The organism is Pseudomonas stagnisoli (assembly GCF_048595745.1).
In the GTDB taxonomy this organism is placed as follows: Bacteria; Pseudomonadota; Gammaproteobacteria; order Pseudomonadales; family Pseudomonadaceae; genus Aquipseudomonas; species Aquipseudomonas alcaligenes_A.
The window spans coordinates 2,560,411-2,579,664 of sequence record NZ_CP184361.1 but is presented as its reverse complement, the minus strand read 5'-3'; the positions used below and the strand labels follow the sequence as shown (position 1 = coordinate 2,579,664).

Sequence of the window (19,254 nt, the reverse complement as noted above, 5' to 3'; positions counted from 1 at the left end):
CTATTTTTTAGGCATGGGGATTGCTAAGACTCTCTTGACCGACCGTTTACCGACGGTACGACACCCGAGAGAAGAGCATGAGCCAAGCCGCCCCATCGCCCGCCATCCCTGACGCTACTGCCGCACCTGTCGAGCAGGCCAGCCGTGCCAGCCTGGAGCAGGCCTTCGCCCTGTTCAACCAGATGTCCACGCAGCTGAGCAGTTCTTACAGCATGCTGGAGGCGCGGGTTAACGAGCTGAAGGGGCAACTGGCCCTGGTCAGTGCCCAGCGCATGCAGGAACTGGCGGAGAAGGAGCGCCTGGCCAACCGTCTGCAGAGTCTGCTCGACCTGCTGCCCGGCGGCGTGATCGTCATAGACGGTCAGGGCGTGGTGCGCGAAGCCAATCCGGTGGCGCGCAGCATGCTCGGCAAGCCGCTGGTGGGTATGCTCTGGCGCGAGGTGATCACGCGCAACTTCGCGCCGCGCGAGGATGATGGTCACGAGATTTCCATGAAGGATGGGCGCCGCCTGTCCATCGCCACTCGGTCCCTGCAGGGCGAGCCCGGACAGCTTGTGCTGCTGACCGACCTGACGGAAACCCGTCGCCTGCAGGACCAGCTGGCTCGCCATGAGCGCCTGTCTGCCCTGGGGCGCATGGTCGCCTCGCTGGCCCACCAGATTCGCACGCCGCTGTCTGCCGCGTTGCTGTACGCCAGCCATCTGTCCGAGCAGGAGCTGCCGTTCGAACAACAGCAGCGCTTCGCCGGCCGCATCAAGGAGCGCCTGCACGAACTGGAGCACCAGGTACGCGACATGCTGGTATTCGCCCGTGGCGAGCTGCCGCTGCCGGACCGCATCTCGCCGAGCGCGCTGTTCGAGGCCCTGCGCAGTGCCGCCGAGTCGCAGGTGCTGGGCATGAGTGTGCGTTGGCAATGCGATGCGCGCCTCGGCGAGTTGCTGTGCAATCGCGACACCCTGGTCGGCACGGTGCTCAATTTGATCGAGAACGCCATTCAGGCCGGTGGGCGCGAGGCGCAGCTGAAGATTCACCTCTATGCCCGCGACAACAGCCTGCGCCTGAGTGTCAGCGACAACGGCCCGGGCATCGAGCCGGCCACTCTGGCGCGCCTTGGCGAACCCTTCTTTACCACCAAGACCACCGGTACCGGCCTCGGCCTGGCGGTGGTCCAGGCGGTGGTGCGCGCCCATCGTGGCGAGCTGCGCCTGCGCTCGCGCGTCGGCCGCGGCACCTCCGCCACCCTTGTATTGCCGCTGATCACGGCGGCGCAACCGGATACTCAGGAGTAAGCCCATGACTGCCAAGGTTCTGCTGGTCGAAGACGACCGCGCGCTGCGCGAGGCCCTTGCCGATACGCTGATGATCGGCGGGCATGACTTCCGTGCCGTGGAATGCGCCGAGGATGCCGTTGCGGCGTTGGGTGAGGAGGTATTCAGCCTGGTGATCAGCGACGTCAACATGCCAGGCATGGATGGTCATCAGCTGTTGGGCCTGATTCGCGCGCGCTACCCGCAGCTGCCGGTGCTGCTAATGACCGCTTATGGCGCCGTCGAGCGTGCCGTCGATGCCATCCGCCAGGGCGCCGCCGACTATCTGGTCAAGCCGTTCGAGCCACGCACCCTGCTGGATCTGGTGGCGCGCCATGCGCTGGGACGCGTCCAGGCTGACGTGGGTGAGGGGCCTGTGGCCTGTGAGCCGGCCAGCCAGCAGCTGCTGGAACTGGCTGCGCGGGTGGCCAGGAGTGATTCCACCGTGCTGATTTCCGGCGAGTCCGGCACTGGCAAGGAAGTGCTGGCTCGCTACATTCATCAGCAGTCCAAGCGCGCTGACGGGCCGTTCATCGCCATCAACTGTGCAGCGATTCCCGACAACATGCTCGAGGCCACCCTGTTCGGCCACGAGAAGGGCGCGTTCACCGGCGCCATCGCCGCGCAGCCGGGCAAGTTCGAACTGGCCGACGGCGGCACCATTCTGCTGGACGAGATTTCCGAGATGCCGCTGGGCCTGCAGGCCAAGCTCCTGCGCGTGCTGCAGGAGCGCGAAGTTGAACGGGTCGGCGCGCGCAAGCCGATCAATCTGGACATCCGTGTGCTGGCCACTACCAACCGCGACCTGGCCGGCGAGGTGGCGGCCGGGCGCTTCCGTGAAGACCTCTACTACCGCCTGTCGGTGTTCCCGCTGGCCTGGCGCGCGTTGCGCGAGCGCCCCGCCGATATTCTGCCGCTGGCCGAGCGCTTGCTGGCCAAGCACGTCAAAAAAATGAACCATGGCGCCGTGCAGCTTTCGCCACAGGCTCGCGCGGCACTGGTGGCGCATGCCTGGCCGGGCAACGTGCGCGAGCTGGATAACGCCATCCAGCGGGCGTTGATCCTGCAGCAGGGCGGGCTGATCCAGCCGCATGACCTGTGTCTGACAGCCCCCATCGGCATGGCGCCGACGCCGGTCCTAAGCGTGGTGGCGGCTAACACGGCGCCTGCCGCTGCTGCAGTCGGCAGCACACAGCCGCTGGATGAGTCGGGTGTGGTCACCGAGGGCGCAGGCGCCCTGGGCGAAGACCTGCGGCGCCGCGAATTCCAGATGATCATCGACACCCTGCGTGCCGAGCGTGGTCGCCGCAAGGAGGCTGCCGAGCGTCTGGGCATCAGTCCGCGGACCTTGCGGTACAAGCTGGCGCAGATGCGCGATGCCGGTATGGACGTCGAGGCTTATCTTTACGCCAGCTGAGCGCGAGGGGGCTAAACCTCCCTCGCTGTGTGGTTTACAGCTTTACTTTCCCCTATTGGCCCGCCTCGTGCGGGTCTTTGTTTTCTGGCATTGCGTTTGCAATCACCCCCCTAAAGGCCGCGAAGCGTCAAAAAACCGCGACCGACGGAGGAAAGATGAGCCAGGGTGTCGAATTCAATCGCCTGATGTTGGAAATGCGCTCCATGCAGATGGAGGCCATGGCCAAGATCAAACCTGCACAGGTCAGCGCGCCGGAGCCGGGAGCGCCGAGCTTCTCGGAAATGCTCGGCCAGGCGGTGAACAAGGTGAGCGAAACCCAGCAGGCCGCCAGCCAACTGGCCACCGCCTTCGAGACGGGGAAGGGGGGGGTCGATATCACCGACGTGATGATCGCCTCGCAAAAGGCCAGCGTGTCCTTCCAGGCCATGACCCAGGTGCGCAACAAGCTGGTCCAGGCCTATCAAGACATCATGCAGATGCCGGTTTAAGGGTGGAGTTGAAACATGGCTGAAGCAGTCGCTGCAAACGTACCCGCCACCACCGGCGCCGATGAGCCGAAGAAGCCGTTGCTCGGACTGGCCTTTCTGGAGAATCTCTCCGAGATGTCCATGCTGCGGCAGATCGGCTTGCTGGTTGGCCTGGCCGCCAGCGTGGCGATCGGCTTCGCCGTGGTGCTGTGGTCGCAGCAACCGGACTACAAGCCGCTGCTGGGCAATCTGGCCGGCATGGACAGCAACCAGGTGATGGAGGCGCTCAACGCCGCCGACATCGCCTACACCGTGGAGCCGAACTCAGGGGCGCTACTGGTCAAATCCGAAGACCTCGGCCGGGCGCGCATGAAGCTGGCCGCTGCCGGCGTGGCGCCGAGCGATGGCAACGTCGGTTTCGAGATCCTCGACCAGGAGCAGAGCCTGGGCACCAGCCAGTTCATGGAGGCCACGCGCTACCGTCGTGGCCTGGAGGGGGAGCTGGCACGGACCATCTCCAGCCTGAACAACGTCAAGGGTGCTCGCGTCCACCTGGCCATTCCGAAGAGTTCGGTGTTCGTGCGTGATGAGCGCAAGCCCAGCGCTTCGGTGCTGGTCGAGCTGTATCCGGGGCGTAGCCTGGAGCCGAGCCAGGTGATGGCGATCGTCAACCTGGTGGCCACCTCCGTGCCCGAGCTGACCAAGTCGCAGGTCACCGTGGTCGACCAGAAGGGCAACCTGCTGTCCGACCAGCAGGAGCTGTCCGAGCTGACCATGGCCGGCAAGCAGTTCGACTACACCCGGCGCATGGAAAGCCTGTTCACTCAGCGTGTACACAACATTCTGCAGCCGGTGCTGGGCAACGGCCGCTACAAGGCCGAAGTGTCCGCTGATGTCGATTTCAGTGCGGTTGAGTCCACTGCTGAGATGTTCAACCCTGACCAGCCGGCGCTGCGCAGCGAGCAGCAGGTCAACGAGCAGCGCTCCAGCAGCCTGCCGCCGCAGGGCGTCCCGGGTGCGCTGAGCAACCAGCCGCCTGGCGCGGCCGCCGCTCCGGAGCAGGCCAATGCCCAGGCTGCACCGCCGGGGCCGGTGCAGCCTGGCCAGCCGCTGCTCGACGCCAATGGCGCGCAGATCACCGACCCGGCCACCGGCCAGCCGATGCTGGCGCCGTACCCGGCCGATAAGCGCGAGCAGTCCACGCGCAACTTCGAGCTGGATCGTTCGATCAGCTACACCAAGCAGCAGCAGGGTCGCCTCAAGCGTCTGTCGGTGGCCGTGGTGCTGGATGACAAGGTCAGCATCAACGCCGAAACCGGCGAGGTCACCCGCAGCCCCTGGGCCGCCGAGGACCTGGCGCGCTTTACCCGCTTGGTGCAGGACTCGGTCGGCTTCGACGCCAGCCGTGGCGACAGTGTCAGCGTGATCAATGCGCCGTTTTCCGCCGAAACCGGCGAGGAAATGATCGAGATTCCGTTCTACTCGCAGCCCTGGTTCTGGGACATCATCAAGCAGATTCTCGGCGTGCTGTTCATCCTGGTGCTGGTCTTCGGTGTGTTGCGCCCGGTACTCAACAACATCACCAACGCCGGCAAAGGTTCTGCGGCCGAGGGTGGCGACGGCGACATCGAGCTGGGCGACATGGGTGGCCTGGAGGGCGAGCTGTCCGCCGACCGCGTCAGTCTCGGTGGGCCGCAAAGCATCCTGCTGCCGAGTCCTTCCGAGGGGTATGATGCACAACTGAACGCCATCAAGAGTCTGGTGGCGGAAGATCCGGGCCGCGTGGCCCAGGTAGTCAAAGAGTGGATCAACGCCGATGAGTGACAATCGTGCTCCTGCCAAGCTGACCAAGGTCGACAAGGCCGCCATCCTCCTGCTGTCTCTCGGCGAGACCGACGCGGCGCAGGTGCTGCGCCACCTCGGGCCGAAGGAAGTACAGAAGGTCGGTGTGGCCATGGCTGGCATGCGCAACGTGCAGCGCGAGCAGGTCGAGCAGGTGATGGGCGAGTTCGTCGAGATCGTCGGCGACCAGACCAGCCTGGGTGTCGGCTCCGATGCCTACATCCGCAAGATGCTGACCGCGGCGCTGGGCGAGGACAAGGCGGGTAACCTGATTGACCGCATCCTGCTCGGCGGCAGCACCAGCGGCCTGGATAGCCTCAAGTGGATGGAGCCGCGCGCCGTGGCCGATGTGATCCGCTACGAGCACCCACAGATTCAGGCCATCGTGGTCGCCTACCTCGATCCGGACCAGGCGGGCGAGGTACTCAGTCATTTCGATCACAAGGTGCGCCTGGACATCATCCTGCGCGTCTCTTCCCTGAATACCGTGCAGCCAGCCGCGCTCAAGGAACTCAACCAGATTCTCGAGAAACAGTTCTCCGGTAGCGCCAACACCACCCGTGCCAGCCTCGGCGGGGTGAAGCGTGCGGCGGACATCATGAACTTCCTCGACAGCTCGGTGGAAGGCCAGCTGATGGACTCCATCCGCGAGGTCGACGAAGACCTGTCCAGCCAGATCGAGGACCTCATGTTCGTCTTCGACAACCTGGCCGACGTCGACGACCGTGGCATTCAGGCGCTGCTGCGCGAGGTGTCTTCCGATGTGCTGGTACTGGCGCTCAAGGGCGCCGACGACGGCATCAAGGAAAAGGTCTTCAAGAACATGTCCAAGCGTGCCGCCGAGCTGCTGCGCGACGATCTGGAAGCCAAGGGGCCGGTACGCGTCAGCGAGGTGGAAACGGCGCAGAAGGAAATCCTCACCATCGCCCGGCGTATGGCCGAATCCGGCGAGATCGTCCTCGGCGGTGCCGGCGGCGAGGCAATGATCTAAATGGCACCCAAGGATGCTCCCAGCGAGCTGATCCGCGCCAAGGACCTGGCGGGCTTTGATCGCTGGGCGATACCCAGCTTCGATCCCGAAGAAGAGCCGGCGCCCGAGCCTGAAGTGGTTGCGGAGCCTGAGCCTGAACCGCAGATCGAGGAGGTGGCGGTCGAGGACGTCAAGCCGCTGACGCTCGAAGAGGTCGAGGCGATCCGTCAGGATGCCTACAACGAGGGCTTTGCTGCCGGCGAGAAGGATGGATTCCATGCTGGCCAGCTCAAGGCCAAGCAGGAGGCCGACGTCGTGCTGGCCGCCAAAGTGGCACAGCTGGAAACGCTCATGGGGCATCTGCTGGAGCCCATCGCCAGCCAGGATCGCGAACTGGAGCAGAGTCTGGTCGATCTGGTCAGCCAGATGACCCGCCAGGTGATCCAGCGGGAACTGACCACCGACTCCAGTCAGATCCGCCATGTGCTGCGCGAAGCGCTCAAATTGCTGCCAATGGGCGCCGAGAACATCCGCATCCATGTGCACCCGCAGGACTTCGAACTGGTCAAGGCACTGCGCGAGCGGCATGAGGAAACCTGGCGCATTCTCGAGGACGAGTCGCTGCAGCCGGGCGGATGCCGCGTCGAAAGCCAGCACAGCCGCATCGACGCCAGCGTCGAAACGCGCATGGCCCTGGCCCTCAAGCAGCTGTTCGAGCAGCAGCGCGCGCAGGCCACCAATCCGCCCGAGGCGGATATCCAGGTCGATCTGGAGAGCCCTGATGCGCCTTGAGCGCACCAGCTTTGCCAAGCGCCTGGCCGGGTACACCGAGGCGATCGATCTGCCCAGCCAGCCGGTGGTCGAGGGGCGGCTGCTGCGCATGGTCGGTCTCACCCTGGAGGCCGAGGGCCTGCGTGCCGCGCTGGGCAGTCGCTGCCTGGTAATCAACGACGACAGCTATCACCCGGTTCAGGTGGAGGCCGAGGTGATGGGCTTCTCTGCCGGCAAGATCTACCTGATGCCGGTCGGCAGCCTGGCCGGCATTGCTCCCGGCGCCCGCGTGGTGCCATTGCCTGATACCGGTCGACTGCCGATGGGGATGTCCATGCTCGGCCGTGTGCTGGATGGTGCCGGGCGCGCGCTGGACGGCAAGGGCGGGATGAAGGCCGAGGACTGGGTGCCGATGGACGGGCCGAGCATCAACCCGCTCAACCGCCACCCGATCAGCGAACCGCTGGATGTCGGCATCCGCAGCATCAACGGCCTGCTCACCGTCGGCCGTGGCCAGCGCCTGGGTCTGTTCGCCGGTACCGGCGTGGGCAAGTCGGTACTGTTGGGCATGATGACCCGCTTTACCGAGGCCGAGATCATCGTGGTCGGCCTGATCGGTGAGCGGGGCCGCGAGGTCAAGGAGTTCATCGACGAGATCCTCGGCGAGGAAGGCATCAAGCGCTCGGTGGTGGTTGCTTCGCCGGCCGACGACGCGCCGCTGATGCGCCTGCGCGCCGCCATGTACTGCACGCGCATTGCCGAATACTTCCGCGACAAGGGCAAGAACGTCCTGCTGCTGATGGATTCGCTGACCCGTTTCGCCCAGGCCCAGCGCGAGATCGCCCTGGCCATCGGCGAACCGCCGGCGACCAAGGGCTATCCGCCTTCGGTCTTCGCCAAGCTGCCGCGCCTGGTGGAGCGCGCAGGCAACGCGGAGGCCGGCGGCGGCTCGATCACTGCCTTCTACACCGTGCTTTCCGAAGGTGACGACCAGCAGGACCCCATCGCCGATGCCGCGCGTGGTGTGCTTGATGGCCACTTTGTGCTGTCGCGTCGGCTGGCCGAGGAAGGGCACTACCCGGCCATCGACATCGAGGCCTCGATCAGCCGGGTCATGCCGCAGGTGGTCAGTCCTGAGCACCTCAAGCAGGCGCAGCGCTTCAAGCAACTGTGGTCGCGCTACCAGCAGAGCCGCGACCTGATCAGCGTCGGCGCCTATGTGCCGGGCGGCGATGCCGACACCGACCTGGCCATCGCCCGCCAGCCGGCGATGGCCCGCTACCTGCTCCAGAGCCTGGGTGAGAGCGAGTCCATGGGTGACAGCGTGACCCAGCTGGCTCAGGTCTTTAATCCGCAGGCGCAGGCCTGACAGATGGCTGACAGTCGTGCCGCGCGCCTGGCGCCGGTGATCGAGATGGCCGAGCGCGCCGAGCGCGAGGCCGCGCGCCAGCTGGCCCACTGCCAAGGCTTGCTGGGTAAGGCCGAGGCGCAGCTGGGCGAGCTGGAGCGCTACCGTGCCGACTACCAGCAGCAGTGGATCAGTGAAGGTAGCAAGGGCGTTTCGGGCCAATGGTTGATGAACTACCAGCGCTTTCTCAGCCAGCTGGAGACCGCTATCGGTCAGCAGCTGCAGAGCATCGCCTGGCATCGGCAGAACGTCGACAAGGCCAGGGCTGCCTGGCAGCAGCGCTATGCGCGGGTGGAGGGGCTGCGCAAGCTGGTGCAGCGCTACCTGGACGAGGCACGTGCCGCCGCCGACAAGCGTGAACAGAAACTGCTCGACGAACTGGCGCAGCGCCTGCCACCGCGCGATGATGGCTAAAGCATGGTTGCCGCGTTCTTCCGCGGGTGCTAAATCTGTGTCTGCACAAGAAAAAAACAAGGAGTGCTACATGGCCATCACAGCGCTGCCCTCGAGCGATGGACAGGAACTGACCATCCATATCCAGGGTCGCTTCGATTTCTCCGCGCATCAGGAATTTCGCGATGCCTACGAGCGGGTGAACGCCACACCCAAGCGCTATGTGGTCGATCTGAAGGGGGCCACCTACCTGGACAGTTCGGCGCTGGGCATGCTTCTGCTGCTGCGTGACCATGCCGGCGGCGACCATGCACGCATCAGCCTGGTCAACTGCAACCCCGATGTGCGCAAGATCCTCTCCATTTCCAACTTCGAACAGCTGTTCCAGATCGGCTGATCGTCATGGCCGGGCGCCTGTCCATCCTGATTGCCGAGGACAGCGCGGCCGACCGTATGCTGCTCTCCACCATCGTCAGTCGCCAGGGCCACCGGGTGCTGACTGCCGGCAATGGCCTGGAGGCGGTGGGGCTTTTCGAGCAGGAGCGCCCGCAGCTGGTGTTGATGGACGCCCTGATGCCGGTGATGGATGGTTTCGATGCTGCTCGACGGATCAAGGAGGCGGCTGGCGAGGCGCTGGTGCCGATTATCTTCCTCACTTCGCTGACCGAGAACGAGGCGCTGGTTCGTTGCCTGGAGGTGGGTGACGACTTCCTCGCCAAGCCTTACAACCCGATCATTCTCGAAGCCAAGATCCGTGCCATGGATCGCCTGCGCCGCCTGCAGCAAACCGTGCTGCAGCAGCGCGACCTGATTGCCAAGCACAATGAACACCTGATGACCGAGCAGCGCGTGGCCAAGGCGGTGTTCGACAAGGTGGCCCACTCCGGTTGTCTCAGCGCGGCCAATATCCGCTATTTGCAGTCGCCCTTCGCGCTGTTCAATGGCGACCTGCTGCTGGCCGCGTTCAAGCCCTCCGGCGGCATGCACGTGCTGCTCGGCGACTTTACCGGCCACGGCCTGCCGGCGGCGATCGGTGCCATGCCGCTGGCCGAGGTGTTCTACGGCATGACCGCCAAGGGGTTCTCCATGGCGGAGATCCTTCGTGAGATGAATGCCAAGCTCAAGCGCATCCTGCCGGTCGGTGTCTTCTGCTGTGCCACCATGCTCAACCTGAGTTTCCAGCGGCGTGTGCTGGAGGTTTGGAACGGCGGCTTGCCGGATGGGCACCTGCTGCGAGTGGCCACGGGCGAGCGCGTACCGCTGGTGTCTCGCCATCTGCCACTGGGGGTACTGGAACCGGGGGCGTTCAATGAGGCCTACGAGGTCCATCCGCTGCAGCCGAACGATCGCATCTTCCTGCTCTCCGATGGTGTGCTGGAGACGCGCGATACCAAAGGTCAGCTGTTCGGTGAGACGCGTTTGCTCCAGGTGCTTGATGCCGGGCATGCGCCGCAGGCGCTGTTCGACGAAATCCAGCGCGCCCTGGCGGCCTTCCGCGGCGAAGCCCAGGACGATGTCAGCATGATCGAGCTGTGCATGGTCGAGGAGGGCGTGCTCAGCCGTCCACCGCTGGCTTTCTCCGACAGCGGCCAGAGCAGCCCGCTGGACTGGTCGGCCAGCTTCGAGTTCCGTGCCGAGGCGCTCAAGCGCTTCAATCCGCTGCCTTTTCTGCTGCAGCTGCTGATGGAGGTGCGCGACCTGCGTGCCCAGGGCGGGGCACTCTACACGGTGCTCGCTGAGCTGTACTCGAACGCGCTGGAGCATGGCGTGTTGGGCCTGGATTCGGCGCTCAAGGCCGACGCCAAGGGTTTTTCACGCTACTACCGCGAGCGCGGTGAGCGCCTGCAGGCTCTGGCAGAGGGTTTTGTGCGCTTTGACCTCGAGTTGTTGCCGGAGGAGGGCGGCGGGCGCTTGCGGGTTTGCGTGCAGGACAGTGGCGCCGGTTTCGATGTGGCCCGAGCTCTGCAGCGGCAGCAGGATTGCGGCGGCCTCAGTGGGCGAGGTCTGCGCCTGATACGCCAGTTGACCGATCAGTGTCACTGGCTCAGTGATGGACGCGGCGCGGTGGTCGAGTTCCGCTGGTCGACCTGAAGGGGCCGGCGGTCGAGTGGATACTGGCCCATGGCCAACAGACAGCAGATCGCCAGCAGCATCTGAGGCATAATCGCTGCTTCCCCGATCATGGAGTGAGCCGGTGTCCGATATCCACCTCGATCAGAATGTGTTGGCTTCCCTGCTGGATGTCATGGGGGAAGAGTACCCCGTGTTGCTGGATACCTTCCTGGTCGACTCGGACGAGCGCCAGCGGCACATTCACGAGGCCCTGGCTGCGGCCGATCCGCAGGCGCTGCGTCTGGCTGCGCACAGTTTCAAGGGCAGCTGCAGCAACATGGGCGCACCGATGCTGGCGGGGCTGTGCAAGCAGCTGGAGGAGGCCGCACGCCGCGAACGACTGGACGAGGCGCCCGCCTTGATCGAGCAGATAGGTCGCGAATTTGCCATCGTGCGCATCCTGCTCAAGACCGAGCGCCAGCGTTATCGCTGAATCTGCGCCGGCGCCGGCAAAGTTGGCCCGCTGCTTGCTCTAGCCCAGGTACGATCCAATCCTGACGGAGAGTACCCATGTCCGTTGCACCCGATTTCCTTCTTCAGTCCGCGCCCGACGTGCGCCCCAAAGCGCCTGCTGCCAAGGCCCCCAGCACGGCGCCGGAACCCAGCAGGAGCGAGGCTTCCAGCTTTGCCGAGGTCTACGCCAAGGAGCGCCAGGCCAAGGCCGCTGAACGCAAGGAGGCCGGCAGCAAGGCTGCCGAAGAGCGTGCTGCCGAGAGCAAAACGACCGATGAGCCGGCGACAGAGGCTGCCGTCGAGCAGCCGGCAGTTGCCGAAAGCGGCAATACCTTGCCAGCGGAGGAAGTGGTTGAAGGTGGTGACGAGGCAGTGGTCGATCCGCTGCTGCTGATGGCCATGACCGGCCAGTTGCCCTCGACCGAAGTGGTCGACCCGGCCCTCAGTGGCGTGGCCGAGGTTGTCGAGGGGGAGGGTGAACCCATACTGCAAGCCAGTGCACCGACGGTGGCCAGTGCTGCGCCCGCCACCCTGACCGAGGCCAGCCATGATCCTGAACTGGACATGCTCAACAGCCTGTCCGGGGTAAAGCTGGCCCTTGAAATAGGTGCGCAGAACCAGGCCGCTGCGCAGCAGCAACTGAGCCCGGGCGCGGTAGCGGCCGAGCGTGCCAGCAACCCGGCACAGGGCTTCGCCAACGCCCTGGCTGCCTTCGCTGGCGATGCCATGCCCAGCGAGGAGACACCGAGCGAAGGGCTGGAGGGCGAGTTGCTCGGCGAGGCTCTGGATAGCTCGTTGCCCGGCGTTCGCGAGGGCCAGAGTGATGCGCGTGCCGAAGCCTTCGCCAGCAAGCTCAGCGCCCTGAGCCAGGCTATCAATCAGCAGGTCAATGCCGCCCAGCGGATGCCGCTGGTGCCCGGTCAGCCACTGCAGGTTGGGCATCCCGGCATGAGCGAGGCGGTGGTCGACAAGGTTATGTGGCTGTCCAGTCAGAACCTCAAGTCTGCCGAGATCCAGCTCGATCCGGCCGAGCTGGGGCGGCTGGAGGTGCGTATCGAGCTGAACAAGGACCAGGCAGCGCAGGTGACCTTCGTCAGTGCCAACGCCAACGTGCGTGATCAGCTGGAAGGCCAGGCCCATCGTCTGCGCGAACTGTTCGCTCAGCAGGGCATGAACCAGCTGGACGTCAATGTCTCCGACCAGTCCATGGCGCGGGGTTCCCAGGGCGGTGGCGAGGAGGGGCAGCGCCGCTCCGCCGGCCGCGGCTTTGACGGCTCGCGCGACGACGAGGTGATTGGCGGTGTCAGCGAGATCCGCACGCCGTCGAGCGGCGTCGCTCCACGTGGGCTGGTGGACTACTACGCCTGACGCCTGCCGATCATTGGCCAGGAAGCTGCGCCCGGTGCCGATAAAAGCACCGGGCGCAGTCGTTTTCGGGTGACAGGCGGTCGTGGCCTTGGTATATCGGCAGCCTGTATCGAGGGCCGCAGGACAGACTATCTTGTTTACAAGGTGGCATAACACTTGCTCCTAAGCCTTTGACTCTGGACAAATCACAGAACGGTGACGGATTTCTGGCATGGCAAAGAAAGAAGCTCCTACTCCGCCGGCAGCCGATGGCGGCGAAAAGGCCGGTGGCAAGAGCAAGCTCAAACTCATCATTCTGATCGTGGTCATCCTGCTGCTGGCGGTCGGCGGCTCGGTGGGTGCGACCCTGTTCTTCCTGGGCAAGGACAAGGGCGGTGAGGAGGAGAAGCCTGCAGAGGAGGCCGCCAGCGAGAGCGCTGCCGCACCGGTCAAGCTGCCGGCCATCTACGAGGCCATCGCCCCGGCATTCATCGCCAACTACAACTACCAGGGGCGGCAGCGTTACATGCAGGTCAGCGTGGCGCTGATGGCGCGTAACCAGGCCGAGCTGGACGCGCTCAAGGTCCATATGCCGCTGGTGCGCAACCGTCTGGTCATGCTGTTCTCCGGGCAGGACTTCGGCAACCTGATGACGCCGGTCGGCAAGGAAATGCTGCGCAGCCAGGCCACAGCGGTGGTGCAGGAGCTGGCGCAGAAGGAAACCGGCAAAACCGTGGTTGAACAGGTCCTGTTCACCAATATCGTGCTGCAGTAGCGGGAGCTGCCATGGCCGTACAAGACCTGCTGTCACAGGACGAGATCGACGCGCTGCTGCATGGCGTCGACGATGGCCTGGTCGAGACCGAAGCCGATGCCGAACCCGGTAGCGTCAAAAGTTACGACCTGACCAGCCAGGATCGCATCGTCCGCGGACGTATGCCGACCCTGGAAATGATCAACGAGCGTTTCGCCCGCTATACCCGCATCAGCATGTTCAACCTGCTGCGTCGTTCCGCCGATGTGGCGGTGGGCGGCGTGCAGGTGATGAAGTTTGGCGAGTACGTGCATTCGCTGTATGTGCCGACCAGCCTCAACCTGGTGAAGATGAAGCCGCTGCGCGGCACCGCGCTGTTCATCCTCGACGCCAAACTGGTGTTCAAGCTGGTGGACAACTTCTTCGGCGGCGACGGTCGCCACGCCAAGATCGAGGGCCGCGAGTTCACCCCCACCGAATTGCGCGTGGTGCGCATGGTGCTGGACCAGGCCTTCATCGACATGCGCGAGGCCTGGCACGCGGTCATGGATATCAACTTCGAGTACATCAACTCGGAGGTTAACCCCGCGTTGGCCAACATCGTCAGTCCCAGCGAAGTGGTGGTCGTGTCGACCTTCCACATCGAACTGGACGGTGGCGGTGGCGATCTGCACATGACGCTTCCCTACTCGATGATCGAGCCGATACGCGAGATGCTCGATGCGGGCTTCCAGTCTGACGTGGATGATCAGGACGAGCGTTGGATCAAGGCGCTGCGCGAGGACATCCTCGACGTCAACGTGCCGCTTGGCGCCACCCTGGCGCGCCGCGAGCTGAAGCTACGCGACATCCTGCACATGCAGCCGGGGGATGTAATCCCGGTGGAGTTGCCGGAGCAGATGATCATGCGCGCCAACGGTGTGCCGGCCTTCAAGGTCAAGCTGGGCGCACACAAGGGCAACCTGGCGCTGCAGATTCTAGAGCCCGTCGAGCGAGTACGTTGAGTGCCTGCCTGCCGGTATTCAGTCAACGTGTTCTGATAGATATCCGATCACCGAGCAATCGACTCGGTGATCAGCAACCTGATAGATAGCCAGCCGAGGTAGAGCGATGGCAGACGAAAACGAAGGCACCAGCCCAGAGGAGCAGGCCCTGGCCGATGAGTGGGCCGCCGCATTGGCCGAGGCCGGCGACGATGCCGGCCAGGCCGACATCGATGCCATGATGGCGCAGGGCGGTGGCGGCGCAGCTGCGGCTCCCGCCGCGCCGCGCATGGCCATGGAAGAGTTTGGCAGCGCGCCTAAGCCAGGCAATGGCCCTGTGGCGCTGGAAGGGCCGAACCTGGATGTGATCCTCGACATTCCGGTGTCCATCTCCATGGAGGTCGGCAGCACCGAGATCAGCATCCGCAACCTGCTGCAGCTCAACCAGGGGTCGGTGGTGGAGCTGGATCGCCTGGCCGGAGAGCCGCTGGATGTGCTGGTCAATGGCACCCTGATCGCTCACGGCGAAGTGGTGGTGGTCAACGAAAAGTTCGGCATCCGCCTGACTGACGTGATCAGCCCCAGCGAACGCATCAAGAAACTGCGTTGAGGTGAGGATGCGCGGACTCTGCAGTCTTCTTTTGCTGGCACCGCTGACGGCGCTGGCCGCCGAGCCGGCATCGAGGGCGGCGACGACGCCGTTGGCCGGCAGCGATATCGGTGGGCAGCTGGCGCAGTTGCTTCTCGGCCTGTTGCTGGTGGTCGGCCTGATTTTCGCCTTGGCCTGGCTGTTGCGCAGGGTTCAGCAGATAGGGCCACGTGGCAATCAGGCCATCAGGCTGGTTGCCAGCCAGATTCTGGGGCCGCGTGATCGCCTGTTGCTGGTACAGGTGGGCGGCGAGCAGATACTGCTTGGCATCAGCGCCGGGCGAATTACCCCGCTGCATGTACTCAAAGAGCCCGTGCCTCTGGCCGACAGCGAACCGGCGGCACCGGAGTTCGCGCAGCGGTTGATGGAGCTGCTCGGCAAGGAACACAAGGATCCCAAGCAATGAGCGCATGGCGCATCCTGCTGGCATTGCTGCTGGCCATCGCTGCCCCCTTGGCGTTCGGTGCCGACGACCCGCTGTCGATCAAGGCGATCACCCTGAGCACCAACGCCGAGGGACAGCAGGAGTACTCGGTCAGCCTGCAGATTCTGCTGATCATGACGGCGCTGAGTTTCATCCCGGCGTTCGTCATGCTGATGACCAGCTTCACCCGGATCATCATCGTATTTTCCATCCTGCGACAGGCGCTGGGCTTGCAGCAGACGCCTTCGAACCAGATCCTCATCGGTCTGGCGCTGTTCCTGACCCTGTTCATCATGGCCCCGGTGTTCGAAAGAATTAACCAGGATGCCCTGCAGCCCTACCTCAACGAGCAGCTGCCGGCGCAGCAGGCGATTGCCCGTGCCGAGGTGCCGATCAAGGAGTTCATGCTGGCGCAGACCCGCGCCTCGGACCTCGAACTGTTCGTCCGGTTGTCCAAGCGGACCGATATTGCCAGCCCCGAGCAGGCGCCGCTGACTATCCTGATACCGGCCTTCGTCACTTCCGAGCTGAAGACGGCGTTCCAGATCGGCTTCATGATTTTCATCCCGTTCCTGATCATCGATATGGTGGTCGCCAGTATCCTCATGGCGATGGGTATGATGATGCTGTCGCCGCTGATCATTTCGTTGCCGTTCAAGATCATGCTGTTCGTCCTGATCGATGGCTGGGCGCTGATCATGGGTACCCTGGCCGGCAGTTTCGGCACGTTATAGCGAGGCGCCGCACATGACTCCTGAAATCGCCGTCGATCTGTTCCGCGAAGCACTCTGGCTGACTTCACTGATCGTCGGGCTGCTGGTGTTGCCCAGTTTGCTGGTAGGCCTGGTGGTCGCCATTTTTCAGGCCGCCACACAGATCAACGAACAGACCCTGAGTTTCATCCCGCGTCTGCTGGTGATGCTGCTTACCCTGATCTGGGCGGGTCCCTGGCTGGTGCGCGAGCTGATGGAGTACACCCAGACGCTGGTGCAGAACATTCCGCTGTTGATCGGCTGATGCTCGAACTGACCAATGCGCAGATAGGCGGCTGGCTGGGCCAGTTCCTCCTGCCGCTGTTTCGAATCGCCTCCATGCTGATGGTGATGCCGGTAATCGGCACCCAGCTGGTACCTGTGCGCGTGCGCCTGTACCTGGCTCTGGCCATCTGTGTCGTGTTAGCGCCGACCCTGCCGCCGATGCCGCAGGTGGATTCGGTCAGCCTGCAGTCCATGTTGCTGGTGGGGGAGCAGGTGCTGATCGGCGTGATGTTCGGTTTCATGCTGCAGCTGTATTTCCACCTGTTCACGGTCGCCGGGCAGATCATTGCGGTGCAAATGGGGCTGGGCTTCGCCTCCATGGTCGACCCTTCCAATGGTGTTTCGGTGCCGGTGCTTGGCCAGTTCCTGCTGATGCTGGTGACTCTGCTGTTCCTGGTCATGAACGGACACCTGGTGGTGCTCGAGGTGCTGGCGGAGAGCTTCGTTACCTTGCCCGTGGGAGAGGGCCTGCTGCTCGACCATTACTGGTCGATAGCCGGCAAGCTGAGCTGGGTGATTGCCGCGGGGCTGCTCATTTCGCTGCCAGTGGTGACAGCTCTGCTCATCGTCAACCTGGCATTCGGTGTGATGACACGCGCCGCTCCGCAGCTGAACATCTTTTCCATTGGGTTCCCGCTGACGTTGGTGCTCGGCCTGTTCATCTTCTGGGCTGGTCTGGCTGACTTCTTCGCGCACTTTCAGATGTTCACGACAGATGCCCTGCAACAATTGCGCGAACTGGCGCGCTTACGCTGAGGAAACGCCATGGCGGAAAGCGAAAGCGGCGCAGACAAGAGCGAGGAACCCACTAGTAAGCGCCTTGAAGAGGCGCGTCAGAAAGGGCAAATCGCACGTTCCAAGGAGCTGGGTACCCTCGCGGTCACTTTCGGGGCCGCTGCTGCATTGCTGATTTTCGGTGCCAAGATTGGTCGGTCGATGCTGGATATCATGCAGGGCAACTTTGCGCTCCCCAGGGAGGTTTTGCTGGACGAGGGCTCCATGGCCCGCTACCTGCTGCGGACCGGCATGGAGGCACTGCTGGCGCTGCAGTCGTTTTTCATCGTCGTGCTCATCATGTCCATCCTTGGCTCGGTTGCCGTGGGTGGGTGGCTGTTCTCTGGGGAAGCGTTGCAACCCAAGTTCAGTCGCATGGACCCGTTGCAAGGCATCAAGCGGATGTTTTCTGCTCACGCCCTGGTGGAGTTGCTCAAGGCACTGGCCAAGTTCGTGATCATTCTGCTGGTGGCGCTGGCTGTGCTCAAGGCCGATCAGGACGATCTGCTGGCCATTGCCAACGAGTCGGTCGAGTCGGCGATCATGCACTCCATCCTGGTGACTGGCTGGAGTCTGTTGTGGATGTCCTGCGGCCTGATTCTCATCGCGGCTGTCGATGTGCCGTTCCAGCTCTGGGATTCCAAGCAGAAGCTGATGATGACCAAGCAGGAGGTCATAGATGAGTACAAGGACAGCGAGGGCAAGCCCGAGGTCAAGTCGAAGATCCGCCAGTTGCAGCGGCAGATGGCCGAGCGGCGCATGATGCAGCAGGTGCCCGAGGCCGATGTGGTGATCACCAACCCGACGCACTTCGCCGTGGCGCTGAAGTACGATCCGGCCAAGGGTAATGCGCCGGTGATGCTGGCCAAGGGCGGCGACTTCCTGGCGTTGAAGATTCGCGAGATCGCCCAGGAGCACAAAGTCACGCTGCTCGAGTCGCCGGCCCTGGCGCGGGCGGTGTACTACTCCACCGAGGTGGATCAGGAGATTCCTGCCGGGCTATACCTGGCCGTGGCCCAGGTGCTGGCCTACGTCTACCAGCTCAAGCAGTTCCGCGCCGGCAAGGGCAAGCGTCCCGGGCCGCTGCCGGATCTGCCAATTCCGCCGGATCTGCGCCGCGACGAGTAGCGGTCGTCATTCGTCGCCTGGCTTTGACAGCGCCCGAGCGCGGCCTAAACCTGCCAGTGTGCCGTCCCCACAGCGGCGGCACTCTAGCGGGTCGGTGGCCTTGCCGTTGCCGTGGTACTGCACCTGAACGGAGTCAGTCATAGCTACGGAGCCTTGCCCATGGCCAGAGTCGTCCTAACCCCCGCCTTGCGCGGCGAGTACGAACATCTTTTCGACAGCTGCCGGATCCGCCCCGAGCGGGGGGATGAGGTGGAAACCATCGTCAGACAGCTGCTCAGTAACCAGTCGCGCTACGAGACGGTGGCAGATGCTCTGGGGATTCCGTGGAGCTTCATCGCGGTGATCCACAACATGGAGAGCAGCCAGAGCTTCCACAAGCACCTGCATAACGGCGACCCACTGACGATGCGAACCGTGCAGGAGCCGCCGGGGCGGCCGAAGAACGGCAGTCCGCCCTTTACCTGGGAGCAGAGCGCGGCCGATGCACTGCAGCTCAAGCGCCTTGGTGCCGGTACCGACTGGAGCCTGGCGGGCACTCTGTATCAGCTGGAGCGTTACAACGGCTTCGGCTATCGCCTGTACCATCCGCATGTGCTGTCGCCCTACTTATGGGGTTTTTCCAACCACTACAGCAGCGGCAAATATGTGGCCGACGGCACCTGGTCCGACAACGCCGTGAGCAAGCAGTGCGGGGCCGCCGTGCTGTTGCGGCGGATGGCCGAGCGCGGCCTGGTCGAGTTCGCCGACCAGCCGCGTCCCGCCGCCAGCGCGGGTCCGCTGGTGGCGGTTTACTCGATGCAGAAGCCGGGTGATCCCGAGCTGGAGCGGCAGGTTGTGGCCCTGCAGCACTGGCTCAACGGTTTCCCCGGTGTCTTCGTCAAGGTCGATGGCATCCCTGGGCAGCGCACCTCCGAGGCCTACCGGCAGGTCACGGGGCACTATCTGCCGGGAGATCCGCGTCACGGACAACGCCAGGTGGCCTGAGTGAATACGGCTCCGCCCGCCCGGGTGGGGCCAA

Annotated in this window: 21 protein-coding genes; all 21 read left to right on the top strand. The window is 64.1% G+C overall.

Annotated elements, in window-relative coordinates:
* The first annotated feature begins 77 nt into the window (after positions 1-77).
* The 21 genes from ACOAPY_RS12360 to ACOAPY_RS12260 all read left to right on the top strand — a co-directional run bounded on the left by ACOAPY_RS12360 (position 78) and on the right by ACOAPY_RS12260 (position 19,220).
* A complete protein-coding gene (locus ACOAPY_RS12360) occupies positions 78-1,289 on the top strand; it encodes a sensor histidine kinase (protein ID WP_465153454.1) in 1,212 nt (403 codons plus the stop codon).
* A gap of 4 nt (positions 1,290-1,293) precedes the next feature.
* On the top strand, positions 1,294-2,724 hold the full coding sequence (gene fleR / locus ACOAPY_RS12355; RefSeq protein WP_465153453.1) for a sigma-54-dependent response regulator transcription factor FleR: 1,431 nt from the start codon (positions 1,294-1,296) through the stop codon (positions 2,722-2,724).
* Between the two features lie 155 nt (positions 2,725-2,879).
* Positions 2,880-3,212: a flagellar hook-basal body complex protein FliE gene (gene fliE, locus ACOAPY_RS12350; protein WP_076578379.1), complete on the top strand. Its 333-nt coding sequence runs from the start codon at positions 2,880-2,882 to the stop codon at positions 3,210-3,212.
* Positions 3,213-3,227: 15 nt separating this feature from the next.
* Entirely contained in the window at positions 3,228-5,015 is a 1,788-nt protein-coding gene (gene fliF / locus ACOAPY_RS12345) for a flagellar basal-body MS-ring/collar protein FliF (RefSeq protein WP_465153452.1), read from the top strand.
* The gene (gene fliG, locus ACOAPY_RS12340) at positions 5,008-6,024 is read left to right on the top strand and encodes a flagellar motor switch protein FliG (protein ID WP_061904265.1); all 1,017 of its coding nucleotides are present in this window, start codon (positions 5,008-5,010) and stop codon (positions 6,022-6,024) included. The genes fliF and fliG overlap by 8 nt, the downstream gene beginning before the upstream one ends.
* Positions 6,025-6,795 (top strand): flagellar assembly protein FliH, encoded by a 771-nt coding sequence (gene fliH, locus ACOAPY_RS12335; RefSeq protein WP_076578384.1) that lies wholly within the window; start codon positions 6,025-6,027, stop codon positions 6,793-6,795.
* On the top strand, positions 6,785-8,143 hold the full coding sequence (gene fliI, locus ACOAPY_RS12330) for a flagellar protein export ATPase FliI (protein ID WP_465153451.1): 1,359 nt from the start codon (positions 6,785-6,787) through the stop codon (positions 8,141-8,143). Before fliH ends, fliI begins: the two co-directional genes overlap by 11 nt.
* Positions 8,144-8,146: 3 nt before the next feature.
* A complete protein-coding gene (fliJ, locus tag ACOAPY_RS12325; RefSeq protein ID WP_076578390.1) occupies positions 8,147-8,596 on the top strand; it encodes a flagellar export protein FliJ in 450 nt (149 codons plus the stop codon).
* 70 nt (positions 8,597-8,666) lie between these two features.
* On the top strand, positions 8,667-8,972 hold the full coding sequence (locus ACOAPY_RS12320; RefSeq protein ID WP_076578392.1) for an STAS domain-containing protein: 306 nt from the start codon (positions 8,667-8,669) through the stop codon (positions 8,970-8,972).
* A 5-nt stretch (positions 8,973-8,977) separates the two neighbouring features.
* Positions 8,978-10,666, top strand: coding sequence for a fused response regulator/phosphatase (locus tag ACOAPY_RS12315; RefSeq protein WP_465153450.1), 1,689 nt, complete (start codon positions 8,978-8,980; stop codon positions 10,664-10,666).
* A gap of 103 nt (positions 10,667-10,769) precedes the next feature.
* A complete protein-coding gene (locus ACOAPY_RS12310; RefSeq protein WP_076578397.1) occupies positions 10,770-11,120 on the top strand; it encodes an Hpt domain-containing protein in 351 nt (116 codons plus the stop codon).
* Positions 11,121-11,197: 77 nt separating this feature from the next.
* On the top strand, positions 11,198-12,508 hold the full coding sequence (locus tag ACOAPY_RS12305) for a flagellar hook-length control protein FliK (RefSeq protein WP_465153449.1): 1,311 nt from the start codon (positions 11,198-11,200) through the stop codon (positions 12,506-12,508).
* A 211-nt stretch (positions 12,509-12,719) separates the two neighbouring features.
* On the top strand, positions 12,720-13,262 hold the full coding sequence (gene fliL / locus ACOAPY_RS12300) for a flagellar basal body-associated protein FliL (protein ID WP_076578402.1): 543 nt from the start codon (positions 12,720-12,722) through the stop codon (positions 13,260-13,262).
* 11 nt (positions 13,263-13,273) lie between these two features.
* Positions 13,274-14,245 (top strand): flagellar motor switch protein FliM, encoded by a 972-nt coding sequence (gene fliM, locus ACOAPY_RS12295; RefSeq protein WP_076578404.1) that lies wholly within the window; start codon positions 13,274-13,276, stop codon positions 14,243-14,245.
* Between the two features lie 106 nt (positions 14,246-14,351).
* The gene (gene fliN, locus ACOAPY_RS12290) at positions 14,352-14,834 is read left to right on the top strand and encodes a flagellar motor switch protein FliN (RefSeq protein ID WP_076578406.1); all 483 of its coding nucleotides are present in this window, start codon (positions 14,352-14,354) and stop codon (positions 14,832-14,834) included.
* A 7-nt stretch (positions 14,835-14,841) separates the two neighbouring features.
* Entirely contained in the window at positions 14,842-15,279 is a 438-nt protein-coding gene (gene fliO / locus ACOAPY_RS12285) for a flagellar biosynthetic protein FliO (RefSeq protein WP_465153448.1), read from the top strand.
* Positions 15,276-16,031, top strand: coding sequence for a flagellar type III secretion system pore protein FliP (gene fliP / locus ACOAPY_RS12280; protein ID WP_465153447.1), 756 nt, complete (start codon positions 15,276-15,278; stop codon positions 16,029-16,031). Before fliO ends, fliP begins: the two co-directional genes overlap by 4 nt.
* A 13-nt stretch (positions 16,032-16,044) precedes the next feature.
* Positions 16,045-16,314, top strand: coding sequence for a flagellar biosynthesis protein FliQ (fliQ, locus tag ACOAPY_RS12275; RefSeq protein ID WP_076578412.1), 270 nt, complete (start codon positions 16,045-16,047; stop codon positions 16,312-16,314).
* The gene (gene fliR, locus ACOAPY_RS12270; RefSeq protein ID WP_465153446.1) at positions 16,314-17,090 is read left to right on the top strand and encodes a flagellar biosynthetic protein FliR; all 777 of its coding nucleotides are present in this window, start codon (positions 16,314-16,316) and stop codon (positions 17,088-17,090) included. The genes fliQ and fliR overlap by 1 nt, the downstream gene beginning before the upstream one ends.
* A gap of 9 nt (positions 17,091-17,099) precedes the next feature.
* Complete coding sequence (gene flhB, locus ACOAPY_RS12265) at positions 17,100-18,236, top strand: flagellar biosynthesis protein FlhB (protein ID WP_465153445.1); 1,137 nt, start codon at positions 17,100-17,102, stop codon at positions 18,234-18,236.
* A 159-nt stretch (positions 18,237-18,395) separates the two neighbouring features.
* Positions 18,396-19,220, top strand: a complete 825-nt coding sequence (locus ACOAPY_RS12260) for a hypothetical protein (RefSeq protein ID WP_465153444.1) — start codon at positions 18,396-18,398, stop codon at positions 19,218-19,220.
* Positions 19,221-19,254 lie beyond the last annotated feature (34 nt).